The following is a 16,732-nucleotide window of genomic DNA, read 5'->3' as shown; positions in this document are numbered from 1 at the left end:
GGCGCATTTCGGTTACCGGTCCCAGGTGAGGGAACATGTCTGGTTGGTATCCCGAACGAATGGAGCGGCCGTGCGATTGCCCAGACGTGTAGCGACGTTGTCGGTGCACACCTCGCCGCTCCACCAGCCCGGAACCGGTGATGCGGGCGGAATGAACGTCTACGTCGTCGAGGTGTCGAGGCGGCTCGCCGAGGCGAACGTCGAGGTCGAGATCTTCACGCGGGCGACGTCGAGCGAGCTTCCGCGGGTCGTGGAGATGCTTCCGGGCGTCACTGTGCGGCACATCACAGCGGGACCGTACGAGGGGCTCTGCAAGGAGGAGTTGCCGGCGCAGCTGTGCGCGTTCACCGCCGGCGTGCTGCGGGCCGAGGCGGCCCAACCGCCCGGCTGGTACGACCTCGTGCACTCGCACTACTGGCTGTCCGGCCAGGTCGGCTGGCTGGCGACCGACCGGTGGGGGGTGCCGCTCGTGCACACGGCCCACACGCTGGCGAAGGTCAAGAACCTGATGCTGGCCGACGGCGACACCCCGGAGCCGAACGCCCGCGTGATCGGCGAGGAGCAGGTGGTCGCCGAGGCACACCGGTTGATCGCGAACACGCCCACCGAGGCGCGGGAGCTGATCGACCTCTACGGCGCGGCGCCCGACCGGGTGTCGGTGGTGGCGCCCGGCGTCGACCTCGACCGCTTCACCCCGCCGGCAGACGGCACCGAACGCGTCGCGGCCCGGAGAAGGCTCGGTCTGCCGGACGACGGGTACGTGGTGGCGTTCGTCGGGCGGATCCAGCCGTTGAAGGCTCCGCACGTCCTGTTGAAGGCCGCCGCGGAGCTGGCGGCGACCGACCCGGCGGTGGCCGACCGGCTCACGATCGCGATCTGCGGCGGCCCCAGCGGCACCGGCCTGACCCGGCCGACCGAGCTGATGGAGCTGGCCGCCTCGCTGGGCCTGGCCGGCCGCGTGCGGTTCCTGCCGCCGCGTCCGCCCGGCGAGCTCGTCGACGTCTACCGCGCCGCCGACATCGTCGGTGTGCCCAGCCACAACGAGTCGTTCGGGCTGGTGGCGCTCGAGGCGCAGGCGTGCGGCACGCCGGTGGTGGCCGCGGCGGTGGGTGGGCTGGTGACGGCCGTCGCCGACGGCGTCTCCGGGGTGCTGATCGACGGGCACGCGCCGGCCGACTGGGCGCGCGTCCTCGGTGATCTGCTGCGGTCGCCGGCGCGCCGCGCCGAGCTTGCGCGCGGCGCCGCGGCGCACGCGGCCCGGTTCTCCTGGAACGCGACCGCGAGCGGACTGCTCACGGTCTATCGCGACGCGATGTCCGAACAACACGCACGGTTCGCACTGGCTGGGGTGTCATGACATCACGGGACGCTGTGAGCAAGCTCATCGAGACCGTCTGCACGGAGCGCGAGCTGCCCTGGGAGCTCACCGGCGAGCAGTCCTACGTGGTGACGCTGCCCGGTCAGAACAAGCTGAAGACGGCCTGCAACCTCATCGTCGGTGAGCACGCGCTGCGCGTGGAGGCGTTCATCATGCGCCAGCCCGACGAGAACCGGGAGGAGCTGTGGGCCTGGCTGCTGCAGCGCAACGCCCGCATGTACGGGGTGGCGTTCTCCATCGACAAAGCGGGTGACGTGTATCTGACCGGCCGGCTGTCGCTGCCGTCGGTGACCGAGGACGAACTCGACCGCCTGCTCGGTTCCGTCGTCACCTACGCCGACGAGAGCTTCAACCCGATGCTGGAGATCGGCTTCGGGACCGCGATCCTGCGCGAATGGAAATGGCGCGTATCACGCGGTGAATCCCTGGCAAATCTCAAAGCCTTCGAGCACTTCGTCGAACGCCACCTCAATGACTGAGGTGTGCCGGAATCGCCGTGTTTATATGCCCCCGACGCGCCGTTCTTCTCGGTAGTACGACCGACTATGACTGCCCTTACAGTCGGTTGTCGTTGTTGACAGGCCGACCTACAGTCTTAGGCGGGTCTTAGACCGACCAGGGGGTGGGGAGTCGACAGACCCGTGCAGCGGGTGCGGCCGGGCGGGGCGCCCCGCTGACTTAGGCGGCTACGGGTGGTGCGTGCTGGGGGTGTGCGCCACCCGCGGCCGCCGCTTTTTTTCTCGTTCAGACCCCTGTGTTCAATCCCCTGTATCTCGCCGGCCCGATGGTCGCGATTACAGTGAGCGCCATGGGCACGCTGGTACTGCTTCGGCACGGGGAATCCGAGTGGAACGCCAAGAACCTGTTCACCGGGTGGGTCGACGTCGACCTCACGGCGAAGGGTGAGGCCGAGGCCCGCCGGGGCGGTGAACTCCTGCGTCAGCACGACCTGCTGCCCGACGTCGTGCACACGAGCGTCATGAAGCGGGCTATCCGCACCGCGGAGCTCTCCCTGCTGGCGGCCGACCGCCACTGGATCCCGGTGCGGCGGCACTGGCGGCTCAACGAGCGTCACTACGGTGCCCTTCAGGGCAAGGACAAGAAGCAGACGCTGCAGGAGTTCGGCGAGGAGCAGTTCATGCTGTGGCGCCGGTCCTACGACGTCCCGCCGCCGCCCATCGCCGACGACGACGAGTACTCCCAGTTCGGCGACGCGCGGTACGCCACGCTGCCGCCGGAGCTGAAGCCGCGCACCGAGTGCCTCAAGGACGTCGTCGGGCGGATGCTGCCGTACTGGTACGACGCGATCGTCCCGGATCTCCTCGACGGGCGCACGGTGCTGGTCGCGGCGCACGGCAACTCGCTGCGTGCGCTGGTCAAGCACCTCGACGGCATCTCCGACGAGGCCATCGCGAAGCTGAACATCCCCACCGGCATCCCGCTGCGGTACGACCTCGACGGCGAGCTGAAGCCGGTGAAGGTCGGCGGTGACTACCTCGACCCGGAGGCGGCCAGGGAGTCGGCGGCCGCGGTCGCGAACCAGGGCCGCTGACCCTGATCACAGTTCGCTGATCCGGCTACCTTCGGGCCCTACCATCGCGGTTGTGAGATGGGACCGCGTCACCACGCTGTTGTCCGGAAAGGGCCGGCAGATCCCGCACGCCCGCCGAAGCAGCTGGTTTGTCGCCGAAAGAGGCGACGAGCCGGAAACCGGCCCCGATGGTGGAGATCCGATGCCGCCGAACCTGGCTCAGTCCAGCCTCAACTCGCTCACGGTCGGCGTGCTGGTGCTGGACGGCGACGACCACCCGGTGCTCGCCAACCCGGCGGCCCGGGAGATGGGTCTGATCCGGTCGGCGTCCGACGCGCACGCGATCGTGCGCACACTGGCCGGCCAGACCCGCCGTAGCGGCGTGACCCGGGTGGTCGAGCTCGACATCCCGCGCGCGAACAGCGACGCGGAGCCGTTGGGCGTGCACGTGCGGGCCGTCGACATCGGCGGCGGGTACGTGGCCGTCGAGGCGGCCGACGTCACCGAGGCGCACCGGGTGGCCCGGGTGCGACGCGACTTCGTGGCCAACGTCAGCCACGAGCTGAAGACGCCCGTCGGTGCGCTGCAGCTGCTCAGCGAGGCGCTGCAGGACGCGTTGAACGGGGGCGACCCCGACGCCGAGGCGGTGACCCGCTTCGCCGACCGCATCCGGCACGAGTCGGCCCGGCTCAGCCGGCTGGTCACCGAGCTGCTCGAGCTGTCGAAGGTGCAGGGCGCCGACCCGCTGCCGGACCCGGAGCCGTGCTCGGTCGACCGGATCGTCGCCGAGGTGATCGACCGCAGCCGCACGGCGTCCGCCGCCAAGGACATCGAGATCAAGGTGCTCGGTGACCGCGGGCTGGTGGTGTACGGCAACGAGGGCCAGCTGGTCACGGCGGTGGCGAACCTGGTGGAGAACGCCGTCGCCTACTCGCCGGAGGGCACCCGCGTCGAGGTCGAGGTGGGTTCGGGCGACGAGGCCGTCTCGCTCGTGGTGCGTGACGAGGGGATCGGCATCGAGGCACGCGACCTCGACCGGATCTTCGAGCGGTTCTACCGCGCCGACCGGGCGCGGTCGAGGCAGACCGGCGGCACCGGGCTGGGGCTCGCGATCGTCAAGCACATCGCCACCAACCACGGGGGACGGGTGGATGTGACGAGTACCGTCGGAAAGGGTTCGACGTTCACTTTACGGTTACCTTCGCGTTCATCTGAGCAGGGATGATCGCAGCCGAACCCGGGTTTCTGGAGGGAGTCGGCGTGGCACGTGTGCTGGTGGTGGAGGACGAGTTCTCGTTCTCCGATGCCCTGTCGTACATGCTGCGCAAGGAGGGCTTCGAGGTGTCCGTCGCGGAGACGGGCACCCAGGCGATCACCGAGTTCGACCGCGCCGGCGCCGACATCGTGCTGCTCGACCTGATGCTGCCGGAGATGTCGGGCACCGAGGTGTGCCGCCAGCTGCGGCAGAAGTCGCAGGTGCCGATCATCATGGTCACGGCGCGCGACAGCGAGATCGACAAGGTGGTCGGGCTGGAGATCGGCGCCGACGACTACGTCACGAAGCCGTACTCGCCGCGCGAACTCGTCGCCCGCATCCGGGCGGTCCTGCGGCGGCAGACCAAGGACGGCATCGCCGAGTCGACGCCGCCCACGCTGTCGGCCGGCCCGGTGCGCATGGACGTCGACCGGCACGTGGTCACCGTCTCCGGAAGCGCGGTGCAGCTGCCGCTGAAGGAGTTCGAGCTGCTGGAGCTGCTGCTCCGGAACGCCGGCCGGGTCCTCACGCGCGGCCAGCTCATCGACCGGGTGTGGGGCGCCGACTACGTCGGAGACACCAAGACCCTCGACGTCCACATCAAGCGGCTCCGCTCCAAGATCGAGCCGGAACCACCGACGCCGCGTCACATCGTTACTGTGCGTGGTCTTGGATACAAGTTCGAGCCGTGAGCTGCCACTAACTTCCGGGTAGCCTTTTGGGCCGAAAGTCTGATTGTCGTGCCGCCATCGGTTCGGTGAAGGTAGCCTCTGGGTCTCTTTGGGCCAAGGTCAACGTAGCCGGCTGAGCGATGGGAATGGCATGGACTTCGACTTCAGCAACTTCTACTGGACGACCGCCGACACCGTCACGGCGCTGGTGGCAGCCGGTGGCGCGATGATCGGACTGTCCATCGACCGCATTTACAAGCGCCTGGTCGCCGCTAAGCGCGGGGCGTAAGTTTCAGCTGCTGCGCCGGTGACGCTGGGTGAGGGGCGACAAGCCCCAACTCGGCGCGCTTCGCGCACAGCTCGGCGAGCTTGCCGTACGCGGCCTTGCCGATCAGCGCGGTGAGCTCGGGCTCGTACTCCAGGTAGAGGTACTGCGAGCCCACGTGCGCCTCCGGCGACGAGGTGCACCACCAGTGCAGGTCGTGACCGCCCTCGCCCCAGCCGCGCCGGTCGAACTCGCTGAGCGTGGAGACGAGGATCTGCGACCCGTCGGCCCGCTTCGACCAGTCCTGGTCGCGCCGGATCGGCAGCTGCCAGCACACGTCGGGCTTGTACTCCAGCGGGTGGACACCGTCGCGCAGGGCCTGGCCGTGCAGGGCGCAGCCGCCGCCACCCGGGAACGTCGCGTCGTTGTGGAAGACGCACGGCTTGCCGGGGCCCTGCACCGCGGTGCGCCGGGCCGGGTTCTCGCCGTCGATCGTGTCCATCTCGGTCCAGTTGCTGAACCCGCGGCGGTGGTGCTGCCAGGTGAGCGGCGTGAGCCGCTTGACCGCCTTCTTGACCCGCTTCTCGTCGTCTCCGTCGGTGAAGAACGCGCCGTGCGAGCAGCAGCCGTTCGCGGCGGCGCCCTTGACGATGCCGTGGCAGCCGCGGGCGAAGATGCACGTCCACCGCGACAGCAGCCACGTCAGGTCGGCCTTGATGACGTGGCTGTCATTCGCCGGATCGGTGAACTCCAGCCATTCCCGGGGAAAGTCCAGCTCGACCTCGAGGCTGCGCGGGTCGTCGGGGTCGTCCACCGAGACGGAGATTTCCATCGTCACAGCGTACGTCCAGAGCCGCGCGCGTTTACGTTAGGCGTATGCGTCTCGGGGTGCTCGATGTCGGCTCGAACACGGTCCATCTACTCGTCGTCGACGCGCACCACGGGGCGCACCCGTGGCCCGCGTACTCGGAGAAGGCCGAACTGCGGCTCGCGGAGCGCATCGGGTCCGATGGTGAGCTGACGAAAGCCGGCGCCGACGCGCTGTGCGAGGCCGCCGCGAAGGCCCACGACTCGGCCGCGAACTACAAGACCGAGGACTTCCTGGCGTTCGCCACCTCGGCCGTGCGCGACGCCTCGAACTCGGCGAAGGTGCTGCGCCGGGTCCGCGAGGAGACCGGCGTCGAGCTGCAGGTGCTCTCCGGTGAGGCCGAGGCGATCATGACGTTCCTCGCCGTGCGGCGGTGGTTCGGCTGGTCGGCCGGGCGGCTGCTGGTCCTCGACATCGGCGGCGGCTCGCTGGAGATCGCCGGCGGCATCAACGAGGAGCCCGACCTCGCGATGTCGCTGCCGCTGGGGGCCGGGCGGCTCACCCGCGAACGGCTGAAGGTCGACCGGATGGCCGACGAGGCGCCCGACGCCGACCGCGTCGAGGCGCTCATGGAGCACGTCGACAAGAAGATCGCCACGGTGGCCGCCAAGCTCACCGACGCCGGCTTCGACCGGCCGGTGTGCACGTCCAAGACGTTCCGCACGCTCGCGCGGCTGGCCGGTGCGGCACCGTCGGCGGCCGGTCCGCGGGTCCGGCGCACGATGACGCGCCGCGGGCTGGCGCAGGTGCTCTCGTTCATCCGGCACATCCCGGCGAGCAAGCTGGCGGCGATGGAAGGCGTGAGCACCGGCCGCGCCCACCAGATCCTGGCCGGGGCGGTGGTGGCCGAGTCGGCGATGCGGCAGCTCGACATCGACGAGATCGACCTGTGCCCGTGGGCGCTGCGCGAGGGAGTGATCCTGCGCCGTCTCGACGTCCTCGAATCGGCTTGAGTCTCCGTTCAGGCCACGGTCTGTAGGCTTGAATCGTGAAGTCCCGAGTCCCCGTCCTCTTATCGAGCTCGTCGGTCTTCCCCGAACCGACGGCGGCGGCCTTCGAGCTGGCCGCCTCGTTGGGCTACGACGGGCTCGAGATCATGGTCTGGACCGACCGGGTGAGTCAGGACGCCGGAGCGCTGCGCGGCCTGTCCGACCACTACGGGCTGCCCGTCCTGTCGGTGCACGCCCCGTGCCTGCTGGTCACCCAGCGGGTGTGGAGCCCGAACCCGTACGAGCGGCTGCGCCGCAGCGCCGAGCTGGCCGAGACCCTCGGCGCGCCGGTGGTGGTCGTGCACCCGCCGTTCGCGTGGCAGCGCGACTACGCCCGCGACTTCGCCGCGAGCCTGGTGAAGCTGCGTGAGGCGCACCCGGGCGTCAAGTTCGCGGTCGAGAACATGTACCCGGTGCGGGTCGGCAAGCGGCAGATCGTGCCCTACCACCCCGGCTGGGACCCCACCGCCGCCGGCTTCGAGCACTACACGCTCGACCTGTCGCACTGCGCCGCCGCGCGGGGCGACTCGATCGACATGGCCGACCGCATGGCCGGCGGGCTCGCCCACGTGCACCTGGGCGACGGCACCGGCGAGGGCCGCGACGAGCACCTCGTGCCCGGCCGCGGCACCCAGCCGTGCGGCCCGCTGCTGCAGTCGCTCGCCGGTCGCGGTTTCACCGGGTCGGTGGCGGTCGAGGTCGCCACGCGCAAGGCGGCCAGCCGCGCCGAACGCGAGGCCGACCTGGCCGAAGCCCTGCGCTTCGCGAGGAACCACCTGGGGACGACCGTCGACGCGTGACGGCCCGCCCGTTCCGCCTCTCCCCTCCCGTCGATCTTGCAGTCGTGGCCCCACCTGAAGCGCGATATGTCGGCATATAGGTGCGGCCACAACTGCAAGATCGACGCGCGGAGGCGGCGCGGGGAGCGCGCGGTGCCGGGCTAGGCGGTGGCGGTTGCCAGTTCGGCTTCGGCGGCCTTCTTACGGGCGCGGTGGGCGGCCACGTGGCTCCGGGTGGCGCAGCGCTCCGAGCAGAACCTGCGGCAGTTGTTGGAGCTGGTGTCCAGGTACACGTTGCCGCACCGCTCGTCGGCGCAGACGCCGAACCGGGCGCTACCGAACTCGCACAGCCAGACAGCCAGGCCCCACACGCCGCCGGCCACGTACTCGGCGCTCACCGACGCGCCCCGGCCGGTGACGTGCATGTGCCAGTCGGCGGTGTCGTGGCCCGAGATGCGCGGCTGCACCGGGAACGACACGAGGAGGGCGTTCAGTTCGGCCACCGCGTCGGCGTCGCGGCCGGCGGAACCGTGCTCGAACACGTCGCGGAGCCGCTTGCGGGCCCGGCGCAACGCGTGGAGGTCACGTTCGGTGGCCTCCTTCGCCTCCCAGCTCTCCGGGCCGAACATCGCCACCATGTCGGCCATGTCGGTCAACGGCGCATTCACCAGGTTGACCGCCGTGTGGGCGTACGCCTCGAAGTTCACGGGCCAACGGTAACCAGTAATCATTGCGTAAGCGATACGCAACCGAGTTGCCGGCGCGGCCCCGCGCGGGCGCGCTGAACAGGCTGGTGGGGTTACAGCCAGGTACGCTCCCGGCATGCTGCGCAAGGTGATTCTGGCCGCCGCCGGCTCCGACCGGGTCGAGCGGCTCGTCGAAAGCGCCCCGGTCAGCCGGAACGTGGTGCGACGCTTCATCGCCGGCACGGGAGGCGACGACGCGCTGCGGTGCAGCCGCGAACTGGTCGGCAACGGGCTGGCCGTCACGATCGACCACCTCGGCGAGGACACCACCAACCCGGCACAGGCCGACGCGACCGCCACCGAGTACCTCGACCTGCTCGACGCGCTGCACACCGCCGAGCTGACCCCGGCGGCCGAAGTGAGCCTCAAGCTGTCGGCACTCGGCCAGGTCTTCGACGACAAGCAGGCCTACGAGCACGCCCGCAGCATCTGTGCGAAGGCCAGCGAGGCCGGCACCACGGTGACCCTCGACATGGAGGACCACACCACCACCGACTCGACGCTGGAGATCCTGCACAAGCTGCGGGTCGACTTCCCCACGGTCGGGGTGGCGGTGCAGGCGTACCTCAGAAGGTCGGAGGCCGACTGCCGCGACCTCGCCGTCGACGGGCTGCGGGTGCGGCTGTGCAAGGGCGCCTACCGGGAACCCGAGTCGGTCGCGTTCCAGACCCGGCTCGAGGTCGACAAGTCCTACGTGCGGTGCCTGAACGCGCTGATGGGCGGCACCGGCTACCCCATGGTCGCCACCCACGACCCGCGGCTGATCGCGATCGCGGAGGACCGGGCCCGCTGGTTCGACCGCAGCGCCGACGAGTTCGAGTTCCAGCTGCTGTTCGGCGTGCGGCCCGACGAGCAGACCAGGCTCGCCGAGCTCGGATACACCGTGCGGGTGTACCTGCCCTACGGCACCGAGTGGTACGGCTACATGATGCGCCGGATGGCCGAGCGGCCGGCGAACAGCGCGTTCTTCGTCCGCGCGCTGTTGTCGCGGGGTTAGAGGGACCCGCGGAAAACGGTCCCGCGTACACACGGGTGTGAAACTGCGGCCGGGCATGCTCCGGGCGGCGCTGGCCGTCGCCGCGGTGGCGGTGCTCCTGGGCGGACCGGCAGCGGTCGCCACCGGCCGGTTCGGCGCCGACGGTCACACGACGTGGGTGCCGGTCGCGGGCCCCGCCGGCGCGGCCGCACCGGGCGGCGACGCCGCCGACCCGGCCGCCGCGTGGGCCACGGAGGCGATCGCCGCGGCAGCCGGCGTACAGGCCGAGGCGGTCAACCGCGGCGACGCGACCGCGTTCCTCGCCGCCGTCGACACGCCGCTGCAGGCGCCGATGCGGCGCCGGTTCGAGGCGCTGCGGGCGATCCGGGCCACCAACTACACCGCCCAGCTGGAGAAGGCACCGGTGCTGGAGGCCGGCGGCTGGCGGGCCACGGTCGAGCTCAGCTTCTGCGCCGGCGCGCCGGGGTGCGGCGCCGCTCCGGTGCGGGTCCCGACGCTGTGGGCCGTGAACGGGGAAGGCGCCCGCCTGGTCGAGTGGGGAAGCTCGACCCACTACGGCCCGCGCCCGTGGGAGGTGAGCGAGCTTCGCGCCGCGATCGGCAACCGGGTCGTCGTGGCGGCCTCGCCGCGGTACGCGTCCCGTCTCCAGGCGACGCTGCAGGCGGCCGAGCGGGCCGCCGAGAAGGCCGACCGGTACGCACGCTGGCGCCCGGCGCCGGCGCGGTACGTGGTCTACCTGGCCGGCGCCGAGGAGTGGTCGACCTGGTACGGCGTGAAGCAGCCGGCCTGGGCGGCCGGGTACGCGATGCCGATCACGCCCGACCACACCGAGATCGTGCTCAACGCCAGCCGCATCGACGGCGGCGAGGCGTTCAACACGCTGACCCACGAGTTCTCGCACGTGAGCACGCTGTCCGGGGTGCGCCGGAACTACACCGACAGCTGGCTGCTCGTCGAGGGCATGGCCGAGTACGTGACGCACGTGGGCAGGTCGGCCGCCACCTACCCGTGGCTGAGCGGCACCCGCCGCTACGTCGCCAGCGGCGGCTGGCCGGGCACCGCGGCGCTGGCCGCACCGGCCGAGACCGCGAGCGTCGGTGACGCGACGGGCCGGTACGGGGTCGCGTACTTCGCGATGCGTCGTCTCGCGGAGCGGTTCGGCGAGGAGAAGCTGCTCGCGTTCTTCGCCGCCGTCGCGCGCGACGGCCGCCAACCCGACCAGGTGTCGCCGGAGATCTTCGGCGTTGCGTGGGCCGAGGCCGCGGCCGACTGCGACCGGTACATCCGCTCGGTCGCGGGCTGAAGGTCTTCTCAGGTACGCCGGATTACCATCGCGGGGTGCGACGTCCCCCCTCGCTCGTGGCCGGTTTCGCCCTGATAGCGGCGATCCTCATGACCGCCGCGTCCTGCACCGACGACTCCGACGACGTCGGGCTCGGCAACGCCGGTCGCGCCGACGTCAGCGAGGTCGTCGACGCGCCGGCCACCGTCACCGCCCGTGCGGTGGCGACCCTCAGCTCGCCGGCCGAGGGCACGGTCGGCCTGCTCGCGGTGGAGCCCGGTGCCACGGTCGCGCCCGGCCAGGTGCTCGCGGTCATCGACTCGCCGAAGGCGCAGCAGCAACTGGCGACGGCGGCCGAGGCGCTCGAGGCGCTGAACCGCGGCGGCGCGTCGGTGGGCGGCACCCGGGACCTCTCGGCCGCACAGGGCCGAACCGACCAGGCGGCCGCCGCGGCCTTCGCGCAGGCGCGCGAGGCCGCGAACAGGATCACCGAACCGGGGACCCGCACCGCGCTGCTCGCGCAGGTCGACGCCGCCGAGGCGGCCTACCGGGAGGCGTCGGGTTCGGCGCGGGCCCTCATCGCGTCGGTGCAACGGGGGCTCGCCAGCGTGGGGCAGGCGATGAACGCGCTCACCGCCGCGCAGCGCACCCAGGCGAAGGCGGCCTACGACCTGGCCAAGTCGACGGTCGACGCGTTGACGCTGCGGGCACCGGTCGCCGGCGTGGTGCAGCTCGGCGGCCCGGCGACGACCGCCGGCCCGTCGATTACCGACCTGCTGGGCGGGAACGCGGCGGCACTCGGCGCGGCGGCGGGAGCCGTTCCCCCGCAGGGCGGCACGGCGTCCGGCCCCGGCATCGACCCGGCGCCGATCGTCGGCACCCGGGTGAGTGCCGGCACGACCATCCTCACCGTGGTCGACCTCACCGAGCCCGGCCTCCTCGCCGAGGTCGACGAGACCGACGTCCTGCTCGTGAGCGCCGGCATCAAGGCGACCGTCGAGCTCGACGCCGCGCCGGGCGCCCGCTACGAGGCGACGGTGCGCTCGGTCGACCTGCTGCCCAGCGCGACGGCGCAGGGCGGGGTCTCCTACCGGGCGCGGCTGGCGCTCGGTCCCGGCACGTTCCCCGACGGAAAGCCGGCGCCGGCGCCGCGGCCGGGCATGAGCGCGGTCGCCCACCTGTCGGTGCGCTCGGCCAGCGGCGCCGTGGTAGTACCGGCGGCGGCGGTGTTCAACGCCGACGGGCGCGACCAGATCTGGGTGGTGCGCGGCGGAAAGGCCGAGCGGACCCCGGTGACCGTTGGCGTGTCCGGCACCGACCTGGTGCAGATCACCGACGGGGTGAGCGAGGGCGACCGCATCGTGGTGCGCGGCGCCGACCAGGTGACCGCGGGGCAAGAGCTCGAGGAATGAGTCCGGCTCTCGTTGCGGACAACCTCACCCGCACCTACGACCTCGACGGGGTGAGCGTCCCCGCGTTGCGTGGCGTCTCGCTGGAGGTGCCGGCCGGCGGGTACGTGGCGCTGCTGGGTCCGTCGGGGTCGGGGAAGTCGACGCTGATGCACCTGCTCGGCGGCCTCGACAAGCCGACCACCGGCACGCTGCGCATCGGCGGCCGCGACGTCGCCGACCTCGACGCGGGCCAGCTCGCCAAGCTGCGCAACGAGACGATCGGGTTCGTGTTCCAGGCGTTCCACCTGCTCGCCCGCACCACGGCGGTCGACAACGTCGCGCTGCCGCTGGTCTACCGCGGGCTGCGGGCCGGGGAGCGGCGGCGACGCGCGGCCGCGATGCTCGGCCGGGTCGGGCTGGGGCACCGGCTCGACCACCGGCCGAACCAGCTCTCCGGTGGCGAACAGCAGCGGGTGGCGATCGCCCGCGCGCTGGTGACGGAGCCGGTGGTGCTGCTCGCCGACGAGCCGACCGGGAACCTCGACCAGGCCACCGGCCGGGCCGTCCTGGAGCTGCTCGAGGAGATCAACGTCGAGCGCGAGGTGGCGCTGGTGATGGTCACCCACGATCGGGAGGTCGCGGCCCGCGCGCGCCGGCAGATCGAGATGCGCGACGGCGTGGTCGTGAACGACTCGGCGGCCGCGCCGTGAGGGTGGGGGAGGCCTGGCGGGTCGCCCTGGGCGCGCTGCGGGCCAACCGGCTCCGCAGCGGGCTCACCATGCTCGGTGTGATCATCGGGGTCGCCGCGGTGGTGATCCTCGTGGCGATCGGCACCGGCACCAAGCGGAAGGTCGAGCAGCAGGTCGAGGGCCTCGGCTCGAACCTGCTGGTGGTGGTGCCAGGCCGGGTCGAGTTCGGCGCGGCGCCCACCGCGTCTCGGCTCGGGATGTCCGACGTGGAGGCGGTGACCCGCGTCGTCGGCGACCGGAACCGGGTGGCGGCGAGCGTCGCCTCCGGCGAGACCGTGCGGGCCGGCACGAAGGAGATGTTCACGAGCGTGCTCGGCACGCTGGAGACCTCGACGAACGTGTTCGTCCGCGACGTGGGCCGCGGCAGCTACCTGACCCGCACCGACGTCGACACCCAGCGGCGGGTCGCCGTGCTGGGCGCGACCGTGGCACGCACCCTGTACGGCGACCGCGACCCGGTCGGCCAGCAGCTCAACATCGCCGGCGTGCGGTTCCGGGTGATCGCGGTGTTCGCGCCGCTCGGGCAGAGCCTCGGCGTCGACCGCGACAACGAGGTCCACATCCCGCTGACCACCGCGCACCGGGTGTTCGCGACCACCCGCATCGACGCGCTGGCGATCCGGGCACCCGACCGCGAGCAGATCGACGACCTCGGCCGGCGCGTGGTCGCCGAGCTGTCGCGCCGGCACCCCGAGACCGAGTTCAGCGCGGTGACGCAGGAGCAGATCCTCGGCGTGCTCGGCGACATCCTGGGCATCCTCACCGGGGTGCTCGCCGCGATCGCGGGCATCTCGCTGCTGGTCGGCGGCGTGGGCGTCTCGAACATCATGCTGGTGTCGGTGCGTGAGCGGACCCGCGAGATCGGCCTGCGCAAGGCCGTCGGTGCCCGGCCCCGGGACATCGGGACGCAGTTCCTGCTGGAGGCCGTGCTCCTGACCTCGCTCGGCGGCACCATCGGCATGGCGCTGGGTGTGGGCACGTCGCTGCTGGTCGCGGCGCTGTCGCCGATCCCGGCGGCGATCACCTGGTGGTCGCTGGCGCTGGCGTTCGGCGTGTCGGCCGCGGTGGGGATCATCTTCGGCGTGGTCCCCGCTCAGCGGGCCGGTCGGCTCGATCCGGTGGTCGCTCTCCGCACAGAGTAGGACCCTAAATGTGGTGAAAAGCCGCGCAGTCACATGAGTCCCGGCTACCTTTCTAGTACGTAAGGCGACGGGTACGGAGGAGTCATGACCGCAGCACCTCAAGGCGACGCCCGGGTCGACACCCGAGTGGATGCCCGTAACGACGAGCGGCTTGGCGACGTCCGCTTCCTGACCGTCGCGGAGGTCGCCTCCCTGATGCGCGTGTCGAAGATGACCGTGTACCGGCTGGTGCACTCGAACGACCTGACGGCCGTGCGGGTGGGCCGGTCGTTCCGGGTACCGGAGCACGCGGTGCACGCGTACCTCCGGGGCGCCTTCCGCGAGACGGCCTGAGCTGAAAACGGCTGACTTGTCGCCGAGTGGGGCGACGACCCGTTTTCCCATTCGGGCCGCGGTGGGGCTACCCTGGAGCGCGCAAACAAACTTCGTCGTGCCCGGCATCTGAAGCCGGCGAGTACGCGCGTACCGCGTTAAGGGGAACATTCGTATGGGCTCGGTCGTCAAGAAGCGCCGCAAGCGTATGGCCAAGAAGAAGCACCGCAAGCTGCTGCGCAAGACCCGCGTCCAGCGTCGCCGTCTCGGCAAGTAACGGATAGCCGGAGCCCGTGAGCGACGGGAAGCCGAGCAGCACACGCCGCGCCGCCCCGGCGCGCGGCACCTCGTCCCGTCGCCAGTCGACCGGAAAAACCACGGGTAAGGCCGCCAAGGCCGACAAACCCGTCGTGCTGGTCACCGGCGTCGGGAGATACCTCGGCGCCCGGGTCGCGGCACGGTTGGCGGGCGATCCCGCGATCGGTCGGGTCATCGGCATCGACCCGAACCCGACCACCGCCGGGGTCGACCTGGCGGGCGTCGAGCTCCGCGAGTCCCAGCTGCGCACGGGCGAGCTGCTCAAGCTGTTCGGGTCGAACGACGTCACCGCGGTGGCGCACCTCGCCGTCGCCACCGCGCCCGAGTCGCAGCGCGGTGGCCGTGCGGCGATGAAGGAATCCAACGTCATCGGCACGATGCAGCTGCTCGCCGCCTGCCAGCAGGCGCCGCGGCTGCGCAAGCTCGTGGTGCGGTCGTCCACCGCCGCTTACGGTGCGTCGTTCCGCGACCCGGCCGTCTTCACCGAGGACACCGAGCCGAGAGACGTGCCGCGCGGCGGGTTCGCCCGCGACGTGCTCGACATCGAGGGCTACGTGCGCGGCTTCTGCCGCCGCCGGCGCGACGTGGCGGCCACCGTGCTCCGGTTCGCGCCGTTCATCGGCCAGCAGGCCGAGACGCGGCTGTCGCGGTACTTCTCGATGCCGGTCGTGCCCACGGTGCTCGGCCGCGACCCGCGGCTGCAGTTCGTGCACGTCGACGACGCGCTCGAGGTGCTGCACCGGGCCATCGTCGGCACCCATCCGGGCACGTACAACGTCGCCGGTCGCGGGGTCCTCACGCTCAACCAGGCGATCCGCCGCGCCGGTCGCATCGCGGCGCCCACGCTCGAGCCCGGCTTGAGCGGGGTGGCGGCGTTCGCGAAGCGGTCGGGCATGCTCGACTTCTCGCTCGACCAGCTCGACCTGTTCGTGCACGGCCGGGTCGTCGACACCACGGCCCTGATCGAGGAGTTCGGCTTCGAGCCGCGTACCACCGCCGAGGCCTTCGACGAGTTCGTCCGGGCGCAGCAGCCCGGCCCGCTGCGGCCGCAGCGCCTGCGCGAGGCCGAGAAGCTGATCCTGGAGCGCATCCGCCGGGTCCGGTCCGCGCTGGAAAGCAGCCTGGAAAGTAGTTCGGATGACTGACATCTGGGACGAGCGGGTGGCCGGTCTCATCGCGGCCGTGCGGCACCGGCTCACCGGTGACTACGAGGTCGACGAGTTCGGTTTCGACAAGCACATCACCGACTCGGTGTACCTGCCGTTGCTGCGTCCGCTGTTCCGGAACTGGTTCCGCACAGAGGTCTCCGGCGCCGAGAACATCCCGTTGGACGGCGGTGCGCTGGTGGTCGCCAACCACTCCGGCACGGTCCCGCTGGACGCGCTCATGCTCGGGGTCGCGGTGCACGAGGCGGCCGAGCGCTACCTGCGGCTGCTCGGCGCCGACCTGCTCTTCCGGATGCCGGTGCTGTCGGAGCTGGCCCGCAAGGGCGGCGGCACGCTGGCCTGCGGCCCCGACGCCGAGCGGCTGATGGGCAACGGCGAGCTGGTCGGCGTGTTCCCCGAGGGCTTCAAGGGCGTCGGCAAGCCGTTCTCCGACCGGTACAAGCTCCAGCGGTTCGGCCGCGGCGGCTTCGTGTCGGCGGCGCTGAAGACCGGGGTTCCGATCATCCCGGCGGCGATCGTCGGTGCCGAGGAGAGCTACCCGATGCTGGCGAACGTGCGTCCGCTGGCCCGGCTGTTCGGCCTGCCGTACTTTCCGGTGACGCCGACGTTCCCCTGGCTCGGCGCGCTGGGCATGGTGCCGCTGCCGAGCAAGTGGCTGATCGAGTTCGGCAAGCCGATCGAGACCAGCCACCTCAGCGACGACGTCGACGACCCGCTGGTGGTGTTCAACCTCGCCGACCAGGTGCGCGAGCACATCCAGCAGTCGCTGTACGAGCTGCTGGAACGCCGTCCAGACCCATTCTCCTAGTAGTGCTTCGTCAGGTTCCCGGGATGCCGTACGGCGCAACGCATCCAGCGACACACGTCGGCACCTACGACGCCCCTTCTCCGCC

The 16,732-nt window shown here is 71.3% G+C and carries 19 protein-coding genes; 17 read left to right on the top strand and 2 right to left on the bottom strand.

Annotated elements, in window-relative coordinates; genetic code table 11:
- The first annotated feature begins 25 nt into the window (after nt 1-25).
- From mshA to Voc01_RS46705, 6 genes are all read left to right on the top strand, one after another.
- The gene (mshA, locus tag Voc01_RS46730) at nt 26-1,357 is read left to right on the top strand and encodes a D-inositol-3-phosphate glycosyltransferase (RefSeq protein WP_239160999.1); all 1,332 of its coding nucleotides are present in this window, start codon (nt 26-28) and stop codon (nt 1,355-1,357) included.
- Nucleotides 1,358-1,371: 14 nt separating this feature from the next.
- Nucleotides 1,372-1,857, top strand: coding sequence for a type III secretion system chaperone family protein (locus Voc01_RS46725; protein WP_373873961.1), 486 nt, complete (start codon nt 1,372-1,374; stop codon nt 1,855-1,857).
- Nucleotides 1,858-2,186: 329 nt separating this feature from the next.
- Nucleotides 2,187-2,930 (top strand): phosphoglyceromutase, encoded by a 744-nt coding sequence (locus tag Voc01_RS46720; protein ID WP_239160998.1) that lies wholly within the window; start codon nt 2,187-2,189, stop codon nt 2,928-2,930.
- Between the two features lie 100 nt (nt 2,931-3,030).
- Nucleotides 3,031-4,134, top strand: a complete 1,104-nt coding sequence (locus Voc01_RS46715) for a sensor histidine kinase (RefSeq protein ID WP_373873962.1) — start codon at nt 3,031-3,033, stop codon at nt 4,132-4,134.
- A 35-nt stretch (nt 4,135-4,169) separates the two neighbouring features.
- Complete coding sequence (locus Voc01_RS46710) at nt 4,170-4,856, top strand: response regulator transcription factor (protein WP_203934242.1); 687 nt, start codon at nt 4,170-4,172, stop codon at nt 4,854-4,856.
- Between the two features lie 130 nt (nt 4,857-4,986).
- Nucleotides 4,987-5,124, top strand: a complete 138-nt coding sequence (locus Voc01_RS46705; RefSeq protein WP_203934241.1) for a hypothetical protein — start codon at nt 4,987-4,989, stop codon at nt 5,122-5,124.
- On the opposite strand, the gene Voc01_RS46700 is transcribed toward Voc01_RS46705, so the two are convergent.
- Nucleotides 5,108-5,932, bottom strand: coding sequence for a DUF3109 family protein (locus Voc01_RS46700; RefSeq protein WP_373873960.1), 825 nt, complete (start codon nt 5,930-5,932; stop codon nt 5,108-5,110). The genes Voc01_RS46705 and Voc01_RS46700 overlap by 17 nt on opposite strands.
- 44 nt (nt 5,933-5,976) lie before the next feature.
- Between Voc01_RS46700 and Voc01_RS46695 the strand changes: the two genes are divergently transcribed.
- Both Voc01_RS46695 and Voc01_RS46690 read left to right on the top strand, forming a co-directional pair.
- A complete protein-coding gene (locus tag Voc01_RS46695; RefSeq protein WP_203934239.1) occupies nt 5,977-6,921 on the top strand; it encodes a Ppx/GppA phosphatase family protein in 945 nt (314 codons plus the stop codon).
- Nucleotides 6,922-6,956: 35 nt separating this feature from the next.
- Nucleotides 6,957-7,757 (top strand): sugar phosphate isomerase/epimerase family protein, encoded by an 801-nt coding sequence (locus Voc01_RS46690; RefSeq protein ID WP_203934238.1) that lies wholly within the window; start codon nt 6,957-6,959, stop codon nt 7,755-7,757.
- A gap of 140 nt (nt 7,758-7,897) precedes the next feature.
- On the opposite strand, the gene Voc01_RS46685 is transcribed toward Voc01_RS46690, so the two are convergent.
- On the bottom strand, nt 7,898-8,443 hold the full coding sequence (locus Voc01_RS46685; RefSeq protein ID WP_203934237.1) for a CGNR zinc finger domain-containing protein: 546 nt from the start codon (nt 8,441-8,443) through the stop codon (nt 7,898-7,900).
- A gap of 115 nt (nt 8,444-8,558) precedes the next feature.
- Here Voc01_RS46685 and Voc01_RS46680 point away from each other — a divergent pair, with 115 nt between their 5' ends.
- The 9 genes from Voc01_RS46680 (at nt 8,559) to Voc01_RS46640 (ending at nt 16,647) form a co-directional block, all read left to right on the top strand.
- Nucleotides 8,559-9,479, top strand: a complete 921-nt coding sequence (locus Voc01_RS46680) for a proline dehydrogenase family protein (protein ID WP_203934236.1) — start codon at nt 8,559-8,561, stop codon at nt 9,477-9,479.
- 37 nt (nt 9,480-9,516) lie between these two features.
- Entirely contained in the window at nt 9,517-10,782 is a 1,266-nt protein-coding gene (locus Voc01_RS46675) for a hypothetical protein (protein WP_203934235.1), read from the top strand.
- A 35-nt stretch (nt 10,783-10,817) separates the two neighbouring features.
- On the top strand, nt 10,818-12,173 hold the full coding sequence (locus tag Voc01_RS46670; RefSeq protein WP_239160997.1) for an efflux RND transporter periplasmic adaptor subunit: 1,356 nt from the start codon (nt 10,818-10,820) through the stop codon (nt 12,171-12,173).
- Nucleotides 12,170-12,862 (top strand): ABC transporter ATP-binding protein, encoded by a 693-nt coding sequence (locus Voc01_RS46665; protein WP_203934234.1) that lies wholly within the window; start codon nt 12,170-12,172, stop codon nt 12,860-12,862. Before Voc01_RS46670 ends, Voc01_RS46665 begins: the two co-directional genes overlap by 4 nt.
- Nucleotides 12,859-14,043 carry an ABC transporter permease gene (locus tag Voc01_RS46660; protein ID WP_203934233.1) on the top strand — a complete coding sequence of 395 codons (1,185 nt, stop codon included), beginning with the start codon at nt 12,859-12,861 and terminating at the stop codon, nt 14,041-14,043. Before Voc01_RS46665 ends, Voc01_RS46660 begins: the two co-directional genes overlap by 4 nt.
- Before the next feature lie 84 nt (nt 14,044-14,127).
- The gene (locus Voc01_RS46655; protein ID WP_203934232.1) at nt 14,128-14,376 is read left to right on the top strand and encodes a helix-turn-helix domain-containing protein; all 249 of its coding nucleotides are present in this window, start codon (nt 14,128-14,130) and stop codon (nt 14,374-14,376) included.
- A 154-nt stretch (nt 14,377-14,530) separates the two neighbouring features.
- Nucleotides 14,531-14,632: a 30S ribosomal protein bS22 gene (locus Voc01_RS46650; protein WP_007465623.1), complete on the top strand. Its 102-nt coding sequence runs from the start codon at nt 14,531-14,533 to the stop codon at nt 14,630-14,632.
- A 133-nt stretch (nt 14,633-14,765) separates the two neighbouring features.
- The gene (locus Voc01_RS46645; protein ID WP_239161002.1) at nt 14,766-15,818 is read left to right on the top strand and encodes an NAD-dependent epimerase/dehydratase family protein; all 1,053 of its coding nucleotides are present in this window, start codon (nt 14,766-14,768) and stop codon (nt 15,816-15,818) included.
- A complete protein-coding gene (locus tag Voc01_RS46640) occupies nt 15,811-16,647 on the top strand; it encodes a lysophospholipid acyltransferase family protein (protein ID WP_203934230.1) in 837 nt (278 codons plus the stop codon). The genes Voc01_RS46645 and Voc01_RS46640 overlap by 8 nt, the downstream gene beginning before the upstream one ends.
- Nucleotides 16,648-16,732 lie beyond the last annotated feature (85 nt).

Source organism: Virgisporangium ochraceum, from assembly GCF_016863655.1.
In the GTDB taxonomy this organism is placed as follows: domain Bacteria; phylum Actinomycetota; class Actinomycetes; order Mycobacteriales; family Micromonosporaceae; genus Virgisporangium; species Virgisporangium ochraceum.
The sequence above is the reverse complement of the archived record's forward strand: the minus strand, read 5'-3'. Positions and strand labels throughout refer to the sequence as shown.